Below are 20,499 nucleotides of genomic sequence, written 5' to 3' on the forward strand. Positions count from 1 at the left end.
ATGTTATTAACTATTAGAAAATAGAAGGGAGATCTGAAGGTGATACTATCAATTTCCAATATCAAGGGCGGCGTTGCGAAGACAACGACAGCTGCAACCCTTGCCGCCGGACTTAACAAAAGAGGAAAGTCTGTACTTATGATTGATTCAGATCCGCAGACCAACCTGACAATGTGCTTTCTTTCTGAACCAGAGGAAGGAGCAAAGACTTTATATACCGTCTATTCTGGCGAAGATTCCATTGAAAATGTAAAACAAAGTATCAAGCCCGGACTTGATATTGTTGTTGGAGACTTCAGCCTATGCTCTGCCGATATGGAGTTTTTAGGTAAAGTCGGTGCTCTTAAAATGTTACAGAAAGCATTGAAGGCAATGGAAACAAGCTATGATTTTATCATCATCGATACACCGCCTAATCTTGGTTTCCTTTCCCTTAATGCGTTTATGGTAAGCGATTATATAGTTACGCCAATGGCTGCTGACAGCTTTTCGCTGAAAGCGATAAAGCTTCTGAAGCAGACCGTAGATGATGTTGCAGACGATGGCGGGAAAGATATTCCTGTTGCTGGAATACTCCTCACAAGGTATACCGATAGAACAAACGTCGCAAAGATACTTGAAGACAATGTAAATGCAGCCGCTTCTCTTTTGAATACATCGATATTCAAAAGCAGAATCAGACAGGCAACTGTAGTACAAGAATCACAGCTCGTGAAAATGGATCTGTTTGAGTATGCACCTAAAGCTCCTGTTACTCAGGACTATGAAGCATTCATTGATGAATTACTTGATAGGATAGGGGGCTGATGACATGGCTAATAAGTTTAAAGAGCTGATGCGAGAGAGCGCAGCGACCGAAGCAGAATCGCTTTTCGCTGCAAAGGCGCAAAAGCCCGCAGCGAAAACTCCTGTCAAAAAGGAGTCTGCAAAAAAAGTTCCTGAAGAAGAGAACATTTCTAAAGAAGAGCCAGTAAAGAAAAAGAATCCTGGCGGTAGACCCAAAAATGCAGACAGAGGACTTGCATGTAGAAAGCAATACACTCTTACGCTTGAAGAGGACACCTATCAGACGTTCCTTGAAAAAGCAAGAGAAGAGAAAATTTCCTTTGCAAAGTTCATGGAAAAAGCTGCATATGAGTATATCGAGAACAATAAATAAGAGTTTAATCATAGTTATTTAATAGTATTTTACTATTAAATAACATGTATTTAACCATTAAAGAATAGTGAGGATTCGATAATATGGAAAATAAAATGAGCGAGACTATAAAACTAGTAATGGTAAAAAGAGATATGAACGGCAAGGATATTGCTGATGCCCTTGGATGCTCAACACAAGCAGTATACGCTAATTTTAAAAAGAATGCCTGGAACGAAACCCAGCTACGTAAGATAGCCGAAAAATTGAATTGTGAGTTAGAGATTGGATTCAAATTAAAAGACACAGATGAAAGATTCTGAGGAAAAATAAGATGATAGAAGGACGTATGGGTTATAACGCCGAAAACAAGCGATATGGCTTGCTCGTTTCTGACCTGTGGGAAATTGACGGTTTTCATTGCGGTGATCCTTTGGAATATTACGACTATGATAAGCAGGAATGGATCTCAACTCGCATTGAAATGGCGTGGCCAGAGCAGGAATATTATCTTGTAGATACTAAGCTACAAGGCGAAGCTCTTGAAGGATTAAAAATAAGAGTAGAAAAGTAATCATCGGAGAAGACAATGGCAAAAAAAGAAGTAAAAACAGATTTATGGGTCAGAGATCTTTTAAAGGATGCCGGAATAGAACTTGAACCTCAGGGAAGTTCAGTTAAAGAGCTTAATGACGCTCTTAAAACAGCTTCAAAAAGTGGAACAGGAAATGCAGGATATCCTGAATATATTGGAATAGTCAGGGATTATCTTATAGTTATCGAAGATAAAGCTGACATGAACAATCACGTCAAAATGAATGGTACTGTAATTGATCTGGAAATACCAGCAGTAAGAGATTATGCAATGAACGGAGCTCTATTCTATGCGCAGCATCTTATAAAAAATACATCGTATAGAAAAGTATTGGCTTTTGGTGTCTCCGGTAATGAAAAAAGGCATAGAATAAGCCCAATATATGTAGATGAAACGGAATATTATCGCGAGCTGCCTGACGTAGAATCTTTTATATCTTTCAATGAAAAGAATATAGACGAATACTATACGAAGGAAATTCTTCAAGAACAGACAGACGTAGAAAAAGAAACTGCTGAAATATTAAAAGATGCGGCTGAACTGCATGAAGATCTCCGTAATTATGGAAATCTAAAAGACATAGATAAGCCCCTTGTTGTGTCTGGTATATTACTGGCATTAAATGAAGTAGAACATAAGAACTTTAATATAGACAGTCTTAACGGAGATCAGCAGAAAACAGATGGTCAGAAGATATATGATGCTATAGAATCAAACCTCAAAAGAGCCAAGGTCGCTCCTGATGTAAAGCGTGATAAGATTCTTAGCCAATTTTCTATTATAAAAGACACAACTATACTGAATCAGGTAAATGCTACTCTAGGAAAGACTCCTTTAAAGTATTACACCGAATTTCTGTACGAACGCATATATAAATGTATCAAATATACTCGTTCTGCCGAAGACTATCTCGGACGCTTTTACGGTGAATTTATGAGCTATAGCGGCGGAGATGGGCAAACACTCGGTATAGTCCTTACACCAAAGCATATTACAGAGCTGTTTTGCGAACTTGTAGACATTAAGCCTACTGATATAGTCCTTGATCCATGCTGCGGAACTGCTGGATTCCTTATTGCTGCAATGCACAACATGTTCAATCAGATTATTGATTCAAAAGGTCTAAAGACAAAAGCAGATGTGCAGAATGATCCTGATATAAAGAATATCCGTAAGAACCAGCTTCATGGTTTTGAGTTGCAGCCTTATATGTTTACAATCGCCACAACAAATATGATTCTTCGTGGTGATGGTAAAAGCAACCTTATCAATGCAGACTTTCTTGCTCAAGATACAGATAAGCTCCAACTAAAAGGTGCTACTGTAGGCATGATGAATCCACCTTACTCACAAGGATCCAAAAAAATCCAAATTTATATGAAATATGTTTTACAGAACATTTATTAGATTCCCTTGTGGAAGGGGCACGTTGCGCCGTTATTGTTCCACAGTCATCCATGACTGGAAAATCCAAAGAAGAGCAAGCAGTAAAAACAAACATCCTAAAGCACCACACTTTAGAAGGCGTTATAACGTTAAACAAGGACACATTCTATGGCGTAGGCGTTTTACCTTGTATCGCAATTTTTACTGCTGGTGAACCTCATCCTAAGGATAAAATATGCAAGTTCATAAATTTTGAAGACGATGGTTGGAAAGTATCACCTCATGTTGGACTAATTCAGACAGAGTCAGCAAAAGATAAGAAGCAGCATTTACTTGACGTATGGTTTAATAAAATCGAGTCCAAAACATCTTTTTGTGTAAAATCTACGGTAGAAGCTACAGATGAATGGCTACATAGCTTTTATTATTTCAATGATGAAATACCTACAGATAGTGATTTTGAGAAAACTATTGGCGATTATTTAACCTTTGAATTTTCAATGATTATGCAGGGACGTGATTATTTGTTTGGCGGTGAAGGTGATGAATAATACAGAATCCATTGATTGGAAAGAATTTTTCATATCTGGCGATGATGGTATATTTACCATTGAGGCCACAAAAAGTGGCATTGATAAAAACAAGCTATTATTTGATGGGGAAGATTTTACTCCATATATAACGAGATCCGAACTCTCAAATGGAATAAATATGTTTGTACCATCCCAACAGCTTCCGAAATATGCATTAGATAATGGAAATACTATTACCATAGGGCTTGATACTCAAACTGTTTTTTATCAGCCACATAGCTTTTATACTGGACAAAATATACAAGTATTATCATCTGACCGATTAAACAAAGATATTGCCTTATTTATCTGTTCGATGTTGAAAATTCAGATGAAAAAATTTAATTGGGGCGGTAATGGTGCCACACTTGGCAGATTATATAGAACAAAAATCATGCTTCCAATCAATAAATCAGGTCAACCTGATTATGTCTTCATGGAGAATTATATATCTCGTTTAAGAACCATTCAGTCTTCCAACTATGTTGCGTTTATAAAAAAGCACTTAAAAGAATTAGGAAAAGCCCAAAAGCTATCACCTTTAAGTGAATTAGATTGGAAACCGATCACAATTTCTCGCATTGGTTCAGTTTTAAAAGGACATGATATTTATGATGCGGAAAGAGTAGATGGAAACATGCCTTATATCACTTCAGGCTCTTCAAATAACGGTATTGGTTATTTTATAAGTAACCAAAATGAAACCATTGATTCTAATGTATTATCTGTAAATCGAAACGGGGCAGGTGTTGGTAAGTCATATTATCACAAATATACTGCATTATTTGGAGGGGATTGCCGAAGAATAAAGCTTTTTGATTCTCATTACAAATATGCCCCTTATTTCATATCTACTGAAATAGAGAAGCAACGCAAAAATTTTAGCTACAGTAGAAAACTCGGCACAGGAAGACTAAAAAAATTGCAAATAATGCTTCCCGTGACTTCTGCTGGCAAGCCTGATTATAAATACATGGATCAATATATAAAAAATATAATCATAGAAAAATATAATACATACTTACAATTTCTGTCAAAATAACATTTTTGCAGAATGTTTTTCTTAATAGTGTCAAGATAACTTGATTTATAGTTATTTTGACACTATTATTCTATTATCAGAATAACTATAGTTTTATTGACCGTTTTTTAATAGTAAAATAATGGTATTAAACTATTTATTTACTATTAAAAAACCATTTATTTAATCGTAGAAAATGCCGGAGATTACTTATGGNAAATTATTACAGCTATAAACGTATTTCAACAGATCAGGAACACCAAAATTTTAATAGGCAGATAAAAGCTCTTGAAAAATACGCTTCAGACCATGATATTGAATACCTCATTGATTTTACAGAAGAAAAATCTGCCAGGAATTTTTCTGAACGTCCTCAATTCAAGAAGCTTGATACACTTTTACAATCAGGCGATACCGTAGTTTTCAAGGACTTATCTCGTTTTACGCGTGAAGCGGAAAACGGATACAAAAAATATATGGAATGGCTAGATAGAGGCATAAACATTGTTTTTATTGATAATCCTACAGTCAGCTCCGACTATATCCGGCAGATGATGACAACAGCAGAAAATCAGGATATTGTCACCAAAACAGCTATGGAAGGGATAATAAAGCTACTCCTTATTGTCGAACTAGATAGGGCAGAGCAGCAGAGAAGATATATTTCACAAGCCATCACAGACGGAATTAAAGCCAGCTCCAAAAAGAGCGGAAGAAAGGAAGGAAGTATGGATAAATTTACAGATGAACTCAAAGCCGATATTAACCTATATTTAGGAAATAGAAGCATAACGCAAGTAGAACTTATGAAAAAGCACAATATAAGCCGGAATACATTAAAAAAATACATTAACTTTGTGGATACCGATAACAAAAAGCATTTGTGATCAGCTCGATTACTATTATAAGAAAAAAATCAAAAGAGACCATATAATAACAGAACTCTTTGATCACCAATTAGAAGTTCTATCGGAAGCCACAACAGTCTACAGAAGATAACGTTAATATTGGCAATAATATCCCAGTTTTTTACTCAAACGTTGTGATTGTATAGATATGGAACTTTCTACATCATTAAAGAAGGTAGGCAGAATAACTGCGCCTTGCTTAATGATAATTTTATGCTGAAACTGTAAAAAATTGGACTTAAACTGACGATTACTTTCTTTCAATAAGGACGCTGGCAAAAATGGTCTTCTGGCATTACTCATTTCTCCATATCGATATGCAACAATGTCGAAAGGAACCCCCGGCGTAACTGATAAAACTCGGCTAATTGCCTCAATATACCTGGAATCACGTGAATCTTGATATAAAGAATGACCATGTATCATATTACTACTATTAAGGTCGGATGGGGATGCGTTGGCAATCATAGGTAGCATATAAGCAAAATTAAAAAATTGAATTTCATCTTCTGTATGAAATTTAAATGGCGTGATTATTTTACAGCCATTGTAAAATGGGTTTTGGCGGGCAATTTCATTTAATAGTCTGATAATACATAATACAGTATTATATTCGTAAACATAGTAACCATCTTTGCTTAATTTAAATCCTGCAGACCGTAATGATTCCATATATAAATCATAGCTGTATGTTGAAACAGTATAATTAGATAAATAAGCTGCAGTCCCAATTTTTCTTAAATTGGGATGGTACATTTGAAATTTTCTTATTTTTGAATCCAAAGAAGCTGTTAATTCACTTTGTTCCATTGAGTTTACATTTTTCCAGACAAATAATCGACATTATTCTATATATAAACAATATTTCACGTGTATCGGGTATGAATCAATATCAATAAATGATAAAGTTGAATTATATATAATAACATGGTTTTGCAACCCGGTTCTTCATTATCACAATTAGTTATGGCACTGCACAAAATATTGAACTATTATGATATCATTTAAGAAGAATAAAAATTAATACGCTTAATTTTTTGAATTGTATTGCTTCACAAATAGAAAGAGAGGAAAACAAATTGGCACTCGAACAAATAATCAAATATGAAGGTGATAATACTACATTTGTATGGAAGCATCCATGTGAAGATTTTAATACAGGAAGTCAACTGATCGTTCATGAATCGCAGGAAGCTCTGTTTTTTTTAAATGGACAAGCTTTGGATTTGTTTGGTCCCGGCAGGCACACACTTGAAACGCAAAATATTCCTCTGTTAAGCAAAATTGCAAATATTCCAACTGGTGGCGAAACACCGTTCCATTGTGAAGTCTATTTTATAAATAAGACGGAACAGATGGCTATTAAGTGGGGAACAGACAGTAAAGTACAGTATGTTGAGCCAACTTATCATTTTCCTATATCTATAGGCGCTAATGGAGAGATGACCCTTTCTGTTGCAGATTCAAGGTTGTTAGTTGTTAACCTGGTCGGAACGGAACGAGTACTTGATCAGACAACTATTACCAGATATTTCAGAGCTTTTCTGATGACAAAAGTAAAGACCTATATTGCCCAGACAATAAAGGCAAATGCAATAAACATCTTCGAAATAGATGAAAAACTTGAAGATTTCTCGGCAGAGCTAAAGCAACGACTCGAAAAAGATTTTGCTGATTATGGAGTATCCCTGAATCGCTTCTTTGTAACTGCAATTGTTAAACCTGATGGCGATCCACAATATGAAAAATTCAAGGATCTTCATTTCAGGCAGTACGCAGACATTGCAGAAGCACAGCTGCAGCAAAAGGTCGGCATTATTGAACAGCAGACAAAGGCTCAGCAGATGGTTATAGAGTCTCAGGGAATTGCTCAAAAGCGTGCTACAGAAGGCTATACATACCAACAGGAGAGAGGTTTCGATGTTGCTGAGAAAGTCGCACAGAACGAAGGAAGCGGAAATTTCAGCAGTGCGGGAATAGGTCTTGGAATGATAGCCGGTGTCGGCGGAGCTATCGGTAATACCGTAGGGAATGTATTCAATCAGTCTGTATCAGCCATGAATGATAATATTCCTGCATCTGCAGAAACTCCAAAATTCTGCGATGTATGCGGTTCGGAACTCACTCCCGGAGCGATATTTTGTGATAACTGCGGATCTGCTATCAACACAGTAAATGCTAACGTATGCCCAAACTGCGGTTTTACATTTATAAGACCAGGTAAGTTCTGTCCAAAATGTGGCGTAAAGAGAGGAGAATAATATGCAGAATAAGCGCAATTATTTAATAACGGCGGTAATATTTGTTTTATTCAACCTGATAGCATTCGTGATACCAGGAGATAAAACTACAGTCTTCTGGATTTCATATGTATTTACAGTTTTTTCATTTGGAATATTTCTATTTATCTGGAATAAAACACTTGGTTCAGGGAAACAGTTAAAGAGCAAATTTCTTTCAATCCCGATATTTTATGTATCTTCATGCTACTTCATAGTGCAATTTGTTTCATTCCTTATTTTTAAATTTGCGCTGACAAATATTCCTGTATGGGCAGCCATTTTAGTTAATACACTTCATGCTACTTCATAGTGCAATTTGTTTCATTCCTTATTTTTAAATTTGCGCTGACAAATATTCCTGTATGGGCAGCCATTTTAGTTAATACATTCATCTTAGGAATCTCACTGATTTTTTTGATTGTGGCCGACGGTTCAAAAGAGTATATCGAATCAGTAGATAAAAAAGTCCAGGATAAGATTTTATGGATAAAAGAAGCTCAGACCGACGTTGATATTCTTATATCAGAAGCTACTGACAGCGAAGTAAAAGACGCATTACGCGAGCTATCAAAAGTTATTAGATACAGCGATCCCATGAGCGATAGTTCTTTGGTGGAGCTTGAAAGTCAGATAAGTGAAAAAATCGGATCTCTGGTTATTTTTGATAAAGAAAAAACATTGACGGATATTTCGCAGATTAAGCAGCTCATCGAAGCAAGAAATAAAAAATGTCTTATAAGGAAGTGAGGATTTAACATGGGTGCACTAGTATGTGATATTTGTGGTGGAAAGCTTGTTATCGGCGCAGGAGGGATTGCTACGTGCGAAAGCTGTGGAACGGAATACAGCCCAGAAAGAGTAAAAGAAAAGGCAATGGAAATTCGCGGCACAGTTAGTATTGATAATTCAAATATGATCAATAACTGGATAGCGTTGGCAGATAAAGCATTTGAATCCAACAATTTTCAAGAGGCTTATGATTACTATACAAAAGTTCTCGAAACAGACCCGCAAAATTGGAAAGCTACATTATCTCGAATGGCCGTATCCTTTTATAAAGAAGATGTACCAAATCCGCGATATTTAGATTTTTATAACACAGTTAAAAACACTTATGATTTAATTATTCAATCAGATATGAATCCTGATGACAAAACATCCGCCATCAAATATGTGGTTACTAATGGGTGTCGGATTGGCGAAAGAGCTGCAGGTTACTATTTAGATACTACGGGGTATACCGTCGATTATTTTATAGACAAATGGAAGGAAGTTCATGAAACAACACCGAAAATTTGCATTAAAACCCTTGAAGAAATATTAGATTTACTTGATTCTCTTGACAATACTGAGGATTTTAAAGATTCCATTATAGACATCAAAAAAACAATATGTGCTCTATTACGATGTATGTGCCAAAACTGTATATGTTATGGCATAAATTATAAGGATCATGTTGTTGTTGGATTACTTGCAAGTGAAAAAAAAGAGTATGTTTCAAAATATAATTTTTATCTTGCAGAAATACGTGAGACAGACCCAGAATATGCAAGAAATAAGTATTCGCAAATTGATGCTTGGGATCCACCACAAGAATTCGATAAAAACAGATATGACAAAATGTTGAATTATTGGCAAAAGCATGAAGAAGAAGTAAAACAACAAAGATTAGCAGAAATAGAGAAAAGAAAAAGAGATGAATATTGGGGGGCTCACCCAGAAGAAAAAGCGGATTACGATGAAAAACTCACTACACTTCAAAATGAATTTGATTCCCAGAATATCAAACTGAGCGAAATTGTTAATCAAATAACTGAACTGCAAAGTAAGAGCAGAGAAAATAACCTCTCGGCAATTCAACAGCAACATCAAGGCGTTTTAGAGCAATTAGATTCTATTTCTGCGGAAATTTCATCACTTGGTATTTTTAGGGGAAAACAGAAAAAAGCACTACAGGAAGAATATGATGTGCTTATAAAGAGTCAAGCTGAACTTCATAATCAATTAGTTGATGCGCAAGGCATTGAAGAAGATATACAAATGAAAATGACCGAATTACAAAGTCAAAAAAATCTTTACGAAGATAAAATAACTGAAATCAATAATAAAATAACACAGATACAAAATGCAATAAACAACCCAGATTATTAGACAAGATTAACACTTTAAAACAGCTGAACACAATAGTTGATGTGTTCAGTTCCAAACAGTAAAGAAAGAAGTGCCCTCCGGCGCTTCTTTCTTTACTTATCTCTGTAATGTGATCCACATTGAGCTATTTCGACAGCATCATCATGAATCCGAAATACAATCCTATTCTTTTCATCGATTCTGACGCTCCAAAATCCGGCCAAATTTCCAGATAATGGTTCAGGCTTGCCAGTACAATGAATACCATTACGATCGATATCATCTAAAAGACGGTTGATTTTTTTGAGCGTTTTCTTATCTTGGTTCTGCCAATAACAGTAATCATCCCAGGCTTCATCAGACCATATTTTTCTCATCAGTCTACCTCTATGAGCTCATGTTCAGTACCCTTACCTTCGTGCAGCTGCTGTACTGATCTTTCAAGGCGTTCCATATTGGCAGCACTATAAAATGGATCTGCCTTTACCTCAAAAGGAAGTCTTTGCTCTCTTATAACCGTCTTTACAAACATATTTACCGCAACAGATGCATTCATTCCAACCTGATCGCAGAATGCTTCAAATGTTTTTTTATCTTCACTGTCTACTCTTACACTTAAAGTTGATTGTGCCATAGAGATCATCTCCTTTCTCTTTTTATAATATCGCAAATGTGTGACTATAGCAATACATTGTAATATATTCTATGATTTGATGTGATAAAGCTGGGGAAGGGTTCCAAGGGAAACGGGCGCGGCTGCTTGCAGCCGGGGGCAGCTCGGGGGTTCCCTTGGTCCTGGAACCTGCGGATATCTGAAGGGATAGCGAAAACGTAGATTCAGCAATGGGGACAGGGGTCTGGGGAGATGGTCAGGCTCGGCTCTCCCCAGCCTTTGAGGAAGCTACAGCTGGCAGCTCCCTCAAAAATTTTATTGCGCGATTGCTTCAGTCTGGGCTTCGGTAAACCAAAACGCTTTAGTCTGAAACATTGATTCTTGCGGCTCTTCGTCCTTGTCCTTCGGCTTCTTTGTTGTATGCTTCCATATCATAAAGGTAGCAATCGACTTTTCGCCCCGCTTTACTTGTCTGTTTAATCCTTTCCATCCGGCGTATGTGTGTATCTGTTCCGGCTCTTCAAGTTGTATTTTCTCACCGTCCTCATTTTCTACGGTTATGGTGTGCCCTGTTCCTTTTAAAATGCCCTTTTCCATCAAGTCTATTCTGTTATTAAAAATAATCTGCTCGTTTGTCATGTAACTTTGCTCCTTTCCTGTGGGGAGTTTTTACGGCTCCCCACATCTGCTATTTATCTGTAAAGCCTTAAAACTCTAATACATAGGCTCTGTCTGTCAATCTCTCTTCGGGTGCTACTTCGGAAGCATTGACCTGTGAAACCATATCGGAAAACATTTCAATGTCCATATCATCTGTATACGGAATGATTATCATTTCATGCACAGATGACGGAAGCACAAGAAGCTTTTTTGTGTGGTGCTGTTCCGTAAACTCTGCAAGGTGCTTTCTATCACAGATTGCAGATGCTCCCTTCATCTTCTTCCTATTTGTAATAATGTACATAGGCATTTCAGATTCCATTTCCTCATCATACGGAACGCCCATCAATTCAGACATTACCTTTGCCATAGATTCAATCTGTGTATCTGCAAAGGTGTTTTTTCTTGCCTGCTCCCATGCTTCAGATTCTGATACGGAAGCATTTTCAAGATATGAAGCGGAAACCTTGATAGAATAACCATCTTCGCCCATCTCTCCACCGATATACAGATAGCTTTCAATTCCTTCAAGCTCGGAAGCTCCTTTTATAAGGTCTTCGTTTGATGCCTTCTGTAAACCGATGCGGATATGAGATAAAACAAAATCTCTGTCTGTAAGCTCGGCAATATTAAAAGTAGTGTCCTTGTGTGCTTCGTATGTATCAATGATACGTGAAACCACATCATCAAGGCTCTTGCCTTCTTCCTCTGCTCTTGAAATAAGCTGTTCCGTATAAATCACGGGTGCGATTGCAGAACCTTCTGTTCTGATAATGATTCCTTCAAGAACTACTCCGTTCTTTGTGCTGTCCTGTGCTGTTGCGTTGTAGCCTCTGTTTGTGAGTTCGCTGATTATCATTTCTCTTGTCATCATGGTAAATTCTCCTTTTCATTAAACTGATTGATTGATTTTTTAAGGCTCGCCAAAGCCCAAATTTGCTTTCCAAGATTCTGAAGCTTTTTCTGGAGGGGAGCGTTTCTTTTTCGGAAGCTGTAGTTTCATTGAATTTTTCTCCTTTCTTTGTTTTTATTTGCTTTCCTGAGTTCCTTGCTCATCTATCGGGTTTGCGTGGCACTGTATCTAACTGGCGGAATGAATGAATGCAAGGGAAAAGAGCGGTAATCGGACTGAGCGCAGCGAGGGAGAATTAAGGAGCGACCCTTGCATTCAGAAGGGAGGCAGTTAAAGTGCCCCTTAGCAAACCGATGAGCCAGGAACGGAGCAAATAATAAGAAAAGGGAAATATGAAACTGCGGCTGGAGAAAAAAGGGTCTCCCTTGAGGGAGACGATTGGCAGAGGGTGATTCTGATCATCCTTGTTCGCCGCGTCTTTTGCATCAGCTTCAGATGATGCAGCGGCAGTGGGCGGGAGTTCGGGCGCCGACCAGCTGAGCTGGCAGCCGGCATGGTAGCCCAAAAGCCTTATAAATAACGGATTGCATAAAATAAAAGGAGCGTTTTCATAAAAAATATGATTTAGAACTTGATTTTTATGATTTGCCTGATATAATAAGAATTGGAAAGGAGGACGAGCCCATGAAGAAGACTATCTCTTCAAATCGATTGACTATCGATTTGACCGATGATAACAAGAATATTCTCGAACGTTACAAAAGTATACTGCATAATCCGTTCGGAACAATCGTCAACAACATTATCGGGACTTTCTGTGATGCACCAACTGAAGTAAAAGAAGAGACTCTTAACTTTTACAAAAGGCAGCTAAAATCATTGCATAAGCAGATGGATACAGCTTCACCGTTTGAACTGAACGATATCATGCGTAAGACACAGTATTACACTGATATGGCTACGTACCTTAACGGTGGACAGCGCATCAACCTTGATGAACTTTTCAGCAAGCCGGATATGGTACGTTACGATATCAAAGACGGATATGTTCTTGTGCCGGACAACTGGATAGTTGCCAATCCTGAAGATGCAAAAGACTGCTCATACGCTGGCGTTATCGAATGCAGAAGAAAAGACTTCAATGTTCCGCACTTTCTGTTTTATACAAATCGCAGAAGCAACGAATATGATAAGAAATTTCGCGATTCCATTAACAAAAGATGCTGTAATAAGTGGCCTAAATTCACGGAAATTCTGAGACAGCAAGTAGAGCCTATTGATGACCCTAAGAACCCTGGTCACCAGCTCAATGCAGATGAATGGATGGCAGCACCAAACCTCGGACATTTTGAGCTTTATGTAAAAGACGAGTCTGATTATCCGGCAAACTATGAACCGCCTTTCGGGGCAATGGTAGTACACACAGCAAAGAAAGGAGAATAAGGCTATGTTTGATGTGTTTTCTATTTTTAAAAAGAAGCCTGCTCCTAAGACAGAAAGGAAGCCTTTAAACCTTCCAGAAGTACCCGCTGACAAGATGAATCCGGCGGATATCGTACAGATGTTATCTGAAGGTACACCGATCTGGACTTGGACAAGCATCATGGACAAGTACAATTACACCGCAATGCTCAATATGCAAGGGAATTGTCTTGACGGCTTCGCAATGTTCAGGAAAGAAGAAGATCTTCTTATCAAGTACGTTGGAGTTATAGGCTCAGATAAGAAAATGATAATGAAGATCACAGAAGTGCAGCTCTTCAAAAACTCCAATATAATGGAACTTTTTGAGACAGAATTGAAGGATGCATACAGAGTATATTATGACGATGAGCATCTAACCGAGAACCTTTCATTCTTTTGTTATGACGTAACTTACGATGAAATGAAGAAGTATCTTGAAGGCAACAGAGTAATGTATATCAGTGAAGATCATTTTATGAAAAAGCCTGAAGCTGTAACAGCAGAATCGGAAGAAGAAGCTGAGGTTTAATATGGAAAAATTAAATAAGAAAAAGGCCATAGATGCGTTAACATCTACAGCCAATGATACTAACAGATTGCTCTGTTAATACCTTCTCGCAAATCGTATTATATCATAGAGCATATCTAAGTATCTATCTTATTTAAAATTTCCCAATCCTGAAAAACAAAATATCACTCTCGGCAACATTACCCCCAAGGGTATTTTGCACCCATTTTCAGCCGTTTGGCGGCGGCGAAAATGGGTATAGACCGTATCTCTATGAGACTAACCTGCGGTCAGTAACTACGGGGGCAGAAATGCCCCCGATACTTCATAACATCAGGAGGAAATTTTATGTCAAAGACAAAATCCTTTGCTGAGCAGATTGAAGAATTACAGGCATCCAATGAGAAGGTATCTGAGTACGATAAACTCTTCTCAAAAGCCTGTGAAATCAACTTCGGCTGCAATGCGAAAACTATCAAGAAAATGCTGAATAACAGCGAAGAACCTTGCTCAAATTTTGAGACGAAAATGCGCAGCTTTTTCGGTCTGAAAACAGACAAAGATATTGCGAATTTTATCTCGATTATGTGCACCGAAAACAGCAGAAATTTCTATAGAAACAAGCTGGAAAACGACAAAGAATCGGCTGCAAGGCAGGGATAAAAAGCATATTTTCACGACAGTGAAAATTGCTTTTGAAAGGGGCAGCAAGCCCCTTTGCATTGTAGGCGGTTCGATACCGCCGAAATGCAGCCAGGGTAGAGGAAAGGGCTGTAAAGTTATGAGCCCAAGGGGCGAATAATTTTACAGCTCTTTTCTCGAAGGGAGTGCAACTCCCTTTGGCTCCGTAGGGAATGTAATGAACGACTGAGGTGCAAGTTTATGGACAGCATTGCTGGACAGAAACGTTAGCACCGATGGCGTTCATGAAATGACCGCAGGAGCCACGGAAGATAGTTAGCGTGTTGCGCTGGAAGAAACCCGAAGGGTGTCTTCCAATGAAACCAAATTACCCGTAGGGCAAGGAGCAAAGCGACGCAGGGGGAACTTGCTTCCCCTAATTTGTATAGGGCAAAACGGAAATATTTATGCTGCATTCCTTCATTGGGAGCTGGAAGCGGTGAACAAAGCGAACAGCTGAAAGCGACCTTTGAAGGAATCGTTCAGCCAGGCATTGGAAGTTTGATATGAGCGCAGCGAATATAAAACGACCTTTGCCACAGCTGAACACAGCAGCATAAATATTGTAGTGATGACCTATCTACTTCGGAGGAAAAACTATGGCAGAAATAACGAAATTTTCAGCTTCTGAAGTAGCCTATCATATCAAGCATGATTTAAGGGAAATACCAGACGGAAAAGACTATGGAAATGAATCAATAAATAGATCTCTTTCAGGTAACAATTACAGCTTACTTAAAGGACGATGTCAGACCGCAGAAGAAGCAAATAAATACCGCAAAGAATTAGAAAAAGAAATTCACCAATATAAACGGAAAAATTTGGTTCACGCAGTTGAGGTTGTTGTACAGTGTCCAGCTGACTGTCCTCCTGAGCAAAAAGATGCTTTTTTTAATGTTACATATGAACATATCTGTTCTACATTACCGATGGGTGAAAGGTGTGTTTTTGTAGCTGAAGTACACGTAGATGAAAGAGTCAAAGATCACGAAGGAAAGATCATTCTTGATGAGTATGGGAACCCTCTTTCAAAAGATCATCTCCATGTCATGTATGTACCTGCAGTGCCGGATACAAAACACGATGGATACCAATACAAATTATGTGCTGATCAGTTAACAAAAAGAGCCCGCCTGAAGGAGTTTCATCCAGCACTTCAAAAAGCTTTGGATGACGCCGGAATAAAGGCTACCGTCTATCGCAAAAAAGAAGGTGACGGAAAGACCATCGGTCTATCCGTAAAGCAGCTGAAAGAGATCACTGCAAAGACCGGAATCAAGTTTGAAAAATCTGTAACTGTAGATGAACTTGCAGTGATTCTTAAAACTAATCATGACCTGAAAGTATATGATAAAGCACTGAAAGAGCGATTAAGAGAAAAAGAACATGAAGTATCTTCTCTTAAGACTGCATCATCAGAAAAAGACCACCGGATAGAATCGCTTAAAAATCATGTAAAAGACCGTGACACAGAAATCGAAAATCTTCGGTCAGAAGTAAAGGCTAAAGAAGCAACTATTAATCAAAGCAAAGCTGCTGACATAGAAAGTGAAAACACGAAATCAGAACTTCAGGAGCAGCTTCGTATTAAAGAAGCCGAAAAACAACGGCTTATTGAAAAAGCAAACAACATAATATCTGAAAAGAATCATCAGATACAAACGGTAACTACAGAAAATAAAGACCTTCAGCGGCAGCTTGATTATCTTCAAAAGGAACTCGAAAAGTCCAAGGAACGTATCTATGAACTGGAAGCAAAACAACATGAAAAAGAGCTTGAACACAAAAAGCTTGAACGCGATCAGACCTGGGGCAATAACAGCGGATGGGGAACTACTTCCAGCTGGGGCGATAATACAAAAACTTATTCGGAGGATAAGACATGGTAACACAGAATATAAAATCAGCTGTCACATCAGCTGAAAAGGTTCTTGATGGTATGGAAGATATTGCTTCCTCCGCCACCGGACAAGAGAAATCTCAGGAAGAGATTGAGATACAGAATCTTGAAAGAACTGCGAAGAAAGTCATTAACTCAACACTTAACACTGCTGTAGATATTGAGAAAGCATTCACCAAAGATAGTTCTTGGGGATCTGCTTCAGACTGGAGCAGTAAAGCACATATGGAGGAAATATTATGGTAAAGAAATATGGCCTGTGGTATGCCGTTAAATACTACAAACTGATACAGCTCTTTATTACTGCTATTGTACTATACATTGCACAGCCTTACGTATTCTTACTTCTATGCAATTTAACACAGATAACAGAGCGTTACATGTTTTATAAGCTCTTCTATTACACATCATATCTGATTGTAATAGTCGCATGGTTTCTGATATCGTTTGCTACCCTACGTTCGCAGCGATATAAATATCTAACCAGTGGACGTAGCTATGGTAAAGACAGCGGTAAATATAATCGAACCTATACTGAACTTGTCGAATATTTTTCAGATGCAGATCCTTATAAAATGGATACCGAAGCCCTTCCTAATATTCCTTGGAAACAAGCTGAAGGTATGATACTCGGAAAAGCAAAGAACGGACATCTATTCAATGTAAACTCCGGTAAAGACGGAAAAAATTATTTTATATTCGGTCTCCCGTCTTCCGGTAAAACAGCAGGTCCTATCATCTGCTCCTGCCTTCGATGGGGAATGCACCGTCCTCTCTCGCCGCATAATAAAAAGACCGATGGATCTGTCTTCTGTATCGATCTGAAGAATGATATATGGAAAGCAACGCACAAGTACAGAGCTATTAAACGCTTCACTCTCATGAATCCTGGCAAAAGCTGCCATTTCAACCCTCTTGCCGGAATAGAAAAGCTTTCTATTGATGAGCGCTGCAACTTCATCGAGAATATAGGCTTTAATATTATTCCTGATACCGGAGGCGGTGACGGAAGATACTTCCGTGAAACCGCCGAAGACTTCTGGAATGGCATAGCACTCTATCTCATTGATAAAAGCGAATGCAAGATAAGCTTCCCTGATATCATCAAAGAGATTCTCGCAGGAAACGCAGTTGACTGGGTTAAAAAAGTCGTTGCTGATGGGTCAGAAGAAAGTCAGCGCAGACTTGCCAGTAAATGGGGCGAGAATGAGAAGAATCTATCTGGCGGCTACTCTCTTCTTGCACAGAGCTGCCGTAAATTTGCCAGTGATAAGCTCTTCTATCTCCTTGGCAATGATCCGCAATATGAATATATCTCGGTTCAAACGCTTGAAGATGGTTATGACGTATATGTGCAACTTGATCAGGCAGAAATAGCCAATTATGCGGCTCTTCTCTCAATGATTGTTCAGAGCTTCTTAAATGGTTTCATTAACCGCGAAAACAATCCTAAAGCCGGACGGCTGAAGGATGGCACTCTCCGCCCTATCTGTTTCATGCTTGATGAATTTGCTCAACTCTCTACACTGAAATATGAAAGCATTGCAACAGCCTTCATGACACTCAGAAGCCGTAATATAAGCATCGTATGTGCCCTTCAGAGCCGTAGCTCCATTGCCGAGATGTTCCACTCTGAAAACGCCTGTGCAAGTCTTATAGACTGTGTTACAACCTTCTGTTTCCTCTCGATTCAAGAAGTTGCAACCCGCAAATGGGCTTCAGATCTTATAGGTACACATAAGGTATTAAAGATATCAAATAACCTTAGTGACGGTTCCAATGGTAATAAAAATCAGGGGCGATCTGTCTCGGAAGCCCGTGAACCGATTATATTTCCTGCTGACTTTGGTAATCTGAAAGATGATTCTAAGGGCATAGACGAGCTTATCATCTATAGCCAGGGCAAGTACCTCAGAGCTGATAAACAGTATTATTTCAAATAAGGAGTCTACTATGCACACTACCCTGTTCTACCGCATAAAGGATATCATTACAAAAACAGGAGCTAGCTGGGATCAACTGGCTCCTACTGAAGAATCCGCAATAGAATATGCACACAGATACATTAACCCTGAACCGGAACGAATGATTGATGTCCACCACTACAGCATGGAATATTGCCTTGCTTATAGTGGAGAAACAATAAATGAACGCTTCAGAAAGGATCGACCTATTACTATAGATCATCAGATATCCGACATGGTATCTCAGCATAAAACAACAAGAGACCTTGTACTTTATAGAGGAGTCTGCGAAGCGGTTTATCAGATGATGAAAGACAATGCCTCTGATATCCACGGAACTGACCTTTTAGAAAAATCCTTTCTTCAGACATCTCTCGTCAAAGGTAAAGAAAACCATTCCAAAATACACCTTAGAATCTATGTACCAGCCGGAACAAAGGCCGTATACCTTGGAAACGTCAATAATGAACAATCGTACTATGAAGTGGATCTTCAGCATGGAGCCCACCTTCAGATAATATCAATCGACAAGGAATACATAAACTGTAAGCTGCTTAAAACAGCATAAAGAAAACAGGTAATAGCCAGCGCTCTACTGGTTATATACCTGTTTTTTAATGGTTATTTAATAGTAATTAACTATCAATAATCTATACACTGTACTACCCTCTTGGGTGCCTACAGCCCCCGCCGCGCTCCGCTTGGCATCCCCCTGTCTACCGCCTTCCACTGACAGACCAAAAAACGGTCTGTCAGCTCCAGTTGGTGGGATTCCTCTCCTCTTTCACTTATTCATATTAAAAATCCGTTTTCTTTTTTAAACAGAAACCCTTGACTCAATCAACATACCCGTGATAGACCGGTTGAGGGAGTAGGGAAAACGGATTGTGGGTGCTGCGTAGCAGGCGCCTGAAAGGCGCACTTTCCCCGCGGAGTCGAGGAAAATGCGTCAACCTTCAGGATAGATAGACCGTATATCGGTCGTTAGGGTATCCGGTTCGATCATCTGACTAGATTAGCAAGTCTTGGAGTCGTGACTTCCAAGAACTGGTTCTCCTGCACTTTCTACACGCGGCTCGCTGCCCCACGTGCGCAGCCTTTCGGCTATTCTGTGTAGCATCTGGATTTTCAATACCATTATCTCCCAGCGTTTGCCCACCTTTACCTATCTTAACCAATGTACCGCAAAATGCGGGTTAGGCTTATTGAGGTGTTCGGCACTTTACCCCTGACGTTATCTGCACCGGATGATCTTGGTCGATGCAGAGCCGAATCCATTCTCTGAATGAGCTGGATTAGACTACAGCTTATTATACTGGCTCTTCCCCCAGTAGCGTCTATGCGTGTAGTATGCACGCAATATGATCGCCCTCTTCTATTTACCATAGAAGCCGGTGCAACCGTTATTTCGGCGGTTGCTCTATAGGCAAAAAATAGATACGTAAATGAGTGATTCTCACTTTACGTATCTCTAAACCTATAGGGCAAAACGCCTATATTGGACTCGACAATTCCTATATAGTCTACATCTAGTGGCTTGACTACAAGAAAATTCGACCTTATAATAGAGTATACAAAAAAATAAAGTGAGTTTGAGCTGGTTAGGTTCACTCATTAAATTGATTGAAAAAGTAGTCGCGCCAACGGCTACTTTTTTCTTTGCCATCAATCTAATGTCAATTCTAAAATATTCCACATTTTAAATCAATAGGTTTTTGCAATTATTTCTTGCTTTTTACTAAAAAAATCTTGCAAAAAGACTTTTTTACTTGTATAATACTATTAAATAACTATTTAATAACACGTTATTAAATAGTTATTTAC

Annotated in this window: 21 protein-coding genes and 1 pseudogene; 17 read left to right on the top strand and 5 right to left on the bottom strand. The window is 38.5% G+C overall.

The features are described from left to right. Positions 1-39 precede the first annotated feature (39 nt). The 7 genes and pseudogenes from WAA20_RS20920 to WAA20_RS20950 all read left to right on the top strand — a co-directional run bounded on the left by WAA20_RS20920 (position 40) and on the right by WAA20_RS20950 (position 5,599). Positions 40-807: a ParA family protein gene (locus WAA20_RS20920; protein ID WP_073390253.1), complete on the top strand. Its 768-nt coding sequence runs from the start codon at positions 40-42 to the stop codon at positions 805-807. A 4-nt stretch (positions 808-811) separates the two neighbouring features. Then, entirely contained in the window at positions 812-1,159 is a 348-nt protein-coding gene (locus WAA20_RS20925; protein WP_073390251.1) for a hypothetical protein, read from the top strand. 83 nt (positions 1,160-1,242) lie between these two features. Then, positions 1,243-1,461, top strand: coding sequence for a helix-turn-helix domain-containing protein (locus WAA20_RS20930; RefSeq protein WP_073390250.1), 219 nt, complete (start codon positions 1,243-1,245; stop codon positions 1,459-1,461). Between the two features lie 11 nt (positions 1,462-1,472). Further along, a complete protein-coding gene (locus tag WAA20_RS20935) occupies positions 1,473-1,712 on the top strand; it encodes a DUF5348 domain-containing protein (protein WP_073390248.1) in 240 nt (79 codons plus the stop codon). 15 nt (positions 1,713-1,727) lie between these two features. Further along, a pseudogene (locus WAA20_RS20940) lies at positions 1,728-3,670 on the top strand (N-6 DNA methylase). After that, positions 3,663-4,733 (top strand): restriction endonuclease subunit S, encoded by a 1,071-nt coding sequence (locus tag WAA20_RS20945; protein ID WP_073390245.1) that lies wholly within the window; start codon positions 3,663-3,665, stop codon positions 4,731-4,733. Before WAA20_RS20940 ends, WAA20_RS20945 begins: the two are co-directional and overlap by 8 nt. 191 nt (positions 4,734-4,924) lie before the next feature. Continuing rightward, the gene (locus WAA20_RS20950; RefSeq protein WP_338802871.1) at positions 4,925-5,599 is read left to right on the top strand and encodes a recombinase family protein; all 675 of its coding nucleotides are present in this window, start codon (positions 4,925-4,927) and stop codon (positions 5,597-5,599) included. A gap of 114 nt (positions 5,600-5,713) precedes the next feature. On the opposite strand, the gene WAA20_RS20955 is transcribed toward WAA20_RS20950, so the two are convergent. Continuing rightward, positions 5,714-6,430: a hypothetical protein gene (locus WAA20_RS20955; protein ID WP_073390242.1), complete on the bottom strand. Its 717-nt coding sequence runs from the start codon at positions 6,428-6,430 to the stop codon at positions 5,714-5,716. 269 nt (positions 6,431-6,699) lie between these two features. Between WAA20_RS20955 and WAA20_RS20960 the strand changes: the two genes are divergently transcribed. From WAA20_RS20960 to WAA20_RS20970, 3 genes are all read left to right on the top strand, one after another. Beyond that, complete coding sequence (locus WAA20_RS20960; protein WP_073390241.1) at positions 6,700-7,881, top strand: SPFH domain-containing protein; 1,182 nt, start codon at positions 6,700-6,702, stop codon at positions 7,879-7,881. Between the two features lie 330 nt (positions 7,882-8,211). After that, the gene (locus tag WAA20_RS20965) at positions 8,212-8,649 is read left to right on the top strand and encodes a hypothetical protein (RefSeq protein WP_073390273.1); all 438 of its coding nucleotides are present in this window, start codon (positions 8,212-8,214) and stop codon (positions 8,647-8,649) included. Between the two features lie 9 nt (positions 8,650-8,658). Then, entirely contained in the window at positions 8,659-10,053 is a 1,395-nt protein-coding gene (locus tag WAA20_RS20970; protein ID WP_073390272.1) for a hypothetical protein, read from the top strand. Positions 10,054-10,145: 92 nt separating this feature from the next. Here WAA20_RS20970 and WAA20_RS20975 read toward each other — a convergent pair whose 3' ends face one another. From WAA20_RS20975 to WAA20_RS20990, 4 genes are all read right to left on the bottom strand, one after another. After that, positions 10,146-10,409 carry a Txe/YoeB family addiction module toxin gene (locus WAA20_RS20975; protein WP_073390270.1) on the bottom strand — a complete coding sequence of 88 codons (264 nt, stop codon included), beginning with the start codon at positions 10,407-10,409 and terminating at the stop codon, positions 10,146-10,148. Next, a complete protein-coding gene (locus tag WAA20_RS20980) occupies positions 10,409-10,666 on the bottom strand; it encodes a type II toxin-antitoxin system RelB/DinJ family antitoxin (protein WP_207649310.1) in 258 nt (85 codons plus the stop codon). Before WAA20_RS20980 ends, WAA20_RS20975 begins: the two co-directional genes overlap by 1 nt. Before the next feature lie 294 nt (positions 10,667-10,960). Next, positions 10,961-11,284, bottom strand: a complete 324-nt coding sequence (locus WAA20_RS20985) for an ArdC-like ssDNA-binding domain-containing protein (protein ID WP_073390267.1) — start codon at positions 11,282-11,284, stop codon at positions 10,961-10,963. Between the two features lie 67 nt (positions 11,285-11,351). Beyond that, positions 11,352-12,179 carry a DUF5688 family protein gene (locus WAA20_RS20990; RefSeq protein WP_073390265.1) on the bottom strand — a complete coding sequence of 276 codons (828 nt, stop codon included), beginning with the start codon at positions 12,177-12,179 and terminating at the stop codon, positions 11,352-11,354. 663 nt (positions 12,180-12,842) lie between these two features. Here WAA20_RS20990 and WAA20_RS20995 point away from each other — a divergent pair. From WAA20_RS20995 to WAA20_RS21025, 7 genes are all read left to right on the top strand, one after another. Next, a complete protein-coding gene (locus WAA20_RS20995; RefSeq protein ID WP_073390264.1) occupies positions 12,843-13,601 on the top strand; it encodes a hypothetical protein in 759 nt (252 codons plus the stop codon). A gap of 4 nt (positions 13,602-13,605) precedes the next feature. Continuing rightward, the gene (locus WAA20_RS21000; RefSeq protein WP_073390262.1) at positions 13,606-14,151 is read left to right on the top strand and encodes a hypothetical protein; all 546 of its coding nucleotides are present in this window, start codon (positions 13,606-13,608) and stop codon (positions 14,149-14,151) included. 327 nt (positions 14,152-14,478) lie between these two features. Beyond that, positions 14,479-14,793, top strand: a complete 315-nt coding sequence (locus tag WAA20_RS21005; protein ID WP_073390260.1) for a hypothetical protein — start codon at positions 14,479-14,481, stop codon at positions 14,791-14,793. A 617-nt stretch (positions 14,794-15,410) separates the two neighbouring features. Further along, entirely contained in the window at positions 15,411-16,700 is a 1,290-nt protein-coding gene (locus WAA20_RS21010) for a plasmid recombination protein (protein WP_073390259.1), read from the top strand. After that, positions 16,694-16,957, top strand: coding sequence for a hypothetical protein (locus tag WAA20_RS21015; RefSeq protein WP_073390257.1), 264 nt, complete (start codon positions 16,694-16,696; stop codon positions 16,955-16,957). Before WAA20_RS21010 ends, WAA20_RS21015 begins: the two co-directional genes overlap by 7 nt. Continuing rightward, positions 16,951-18,654 carry a type IV secretory system conjugative DNA transfer family protein gene (locus WAA20_RS21020; RefSeq protein WP_073390256.1) on the top strand — a complete coding sequence of 568 codons (1,704 nt, stop codon included), beginning with the start codon at positions 16,951-16,953 and terminating at the stop codon, positions 18,652-18,654. The genes WAA20_RS21015 and WAA20_RS21020 overlap by 7 nt, the downstream gene beginning before the upstream one ends. A gap of 10 nt (positions 18,655-18,664) precedes the next feature. After that, positions 18,665-19,243, top strand: a complete 579-nt coding sequence (locus WAA20_RS21025; RefSeq protein WP_073390254.1) for an ADP-ribosyltransferase — start codon at positions 18,665-18,667, stop codon at positions 19,241-19,243. Positions 19,244-20,499 lie beyond the last annotated feature (1,256 nt).

Source organism: Butyrivibrio fibrisolvens, from assembly GCF_037113525.1.
Classification (GTDB): domain Bacteria; phylum Bacillota; class Clostridia; order Lachnospirales; family Lachnospiraceae; genus Butyrivibrio; species Butyrivibrio fibrisolvens.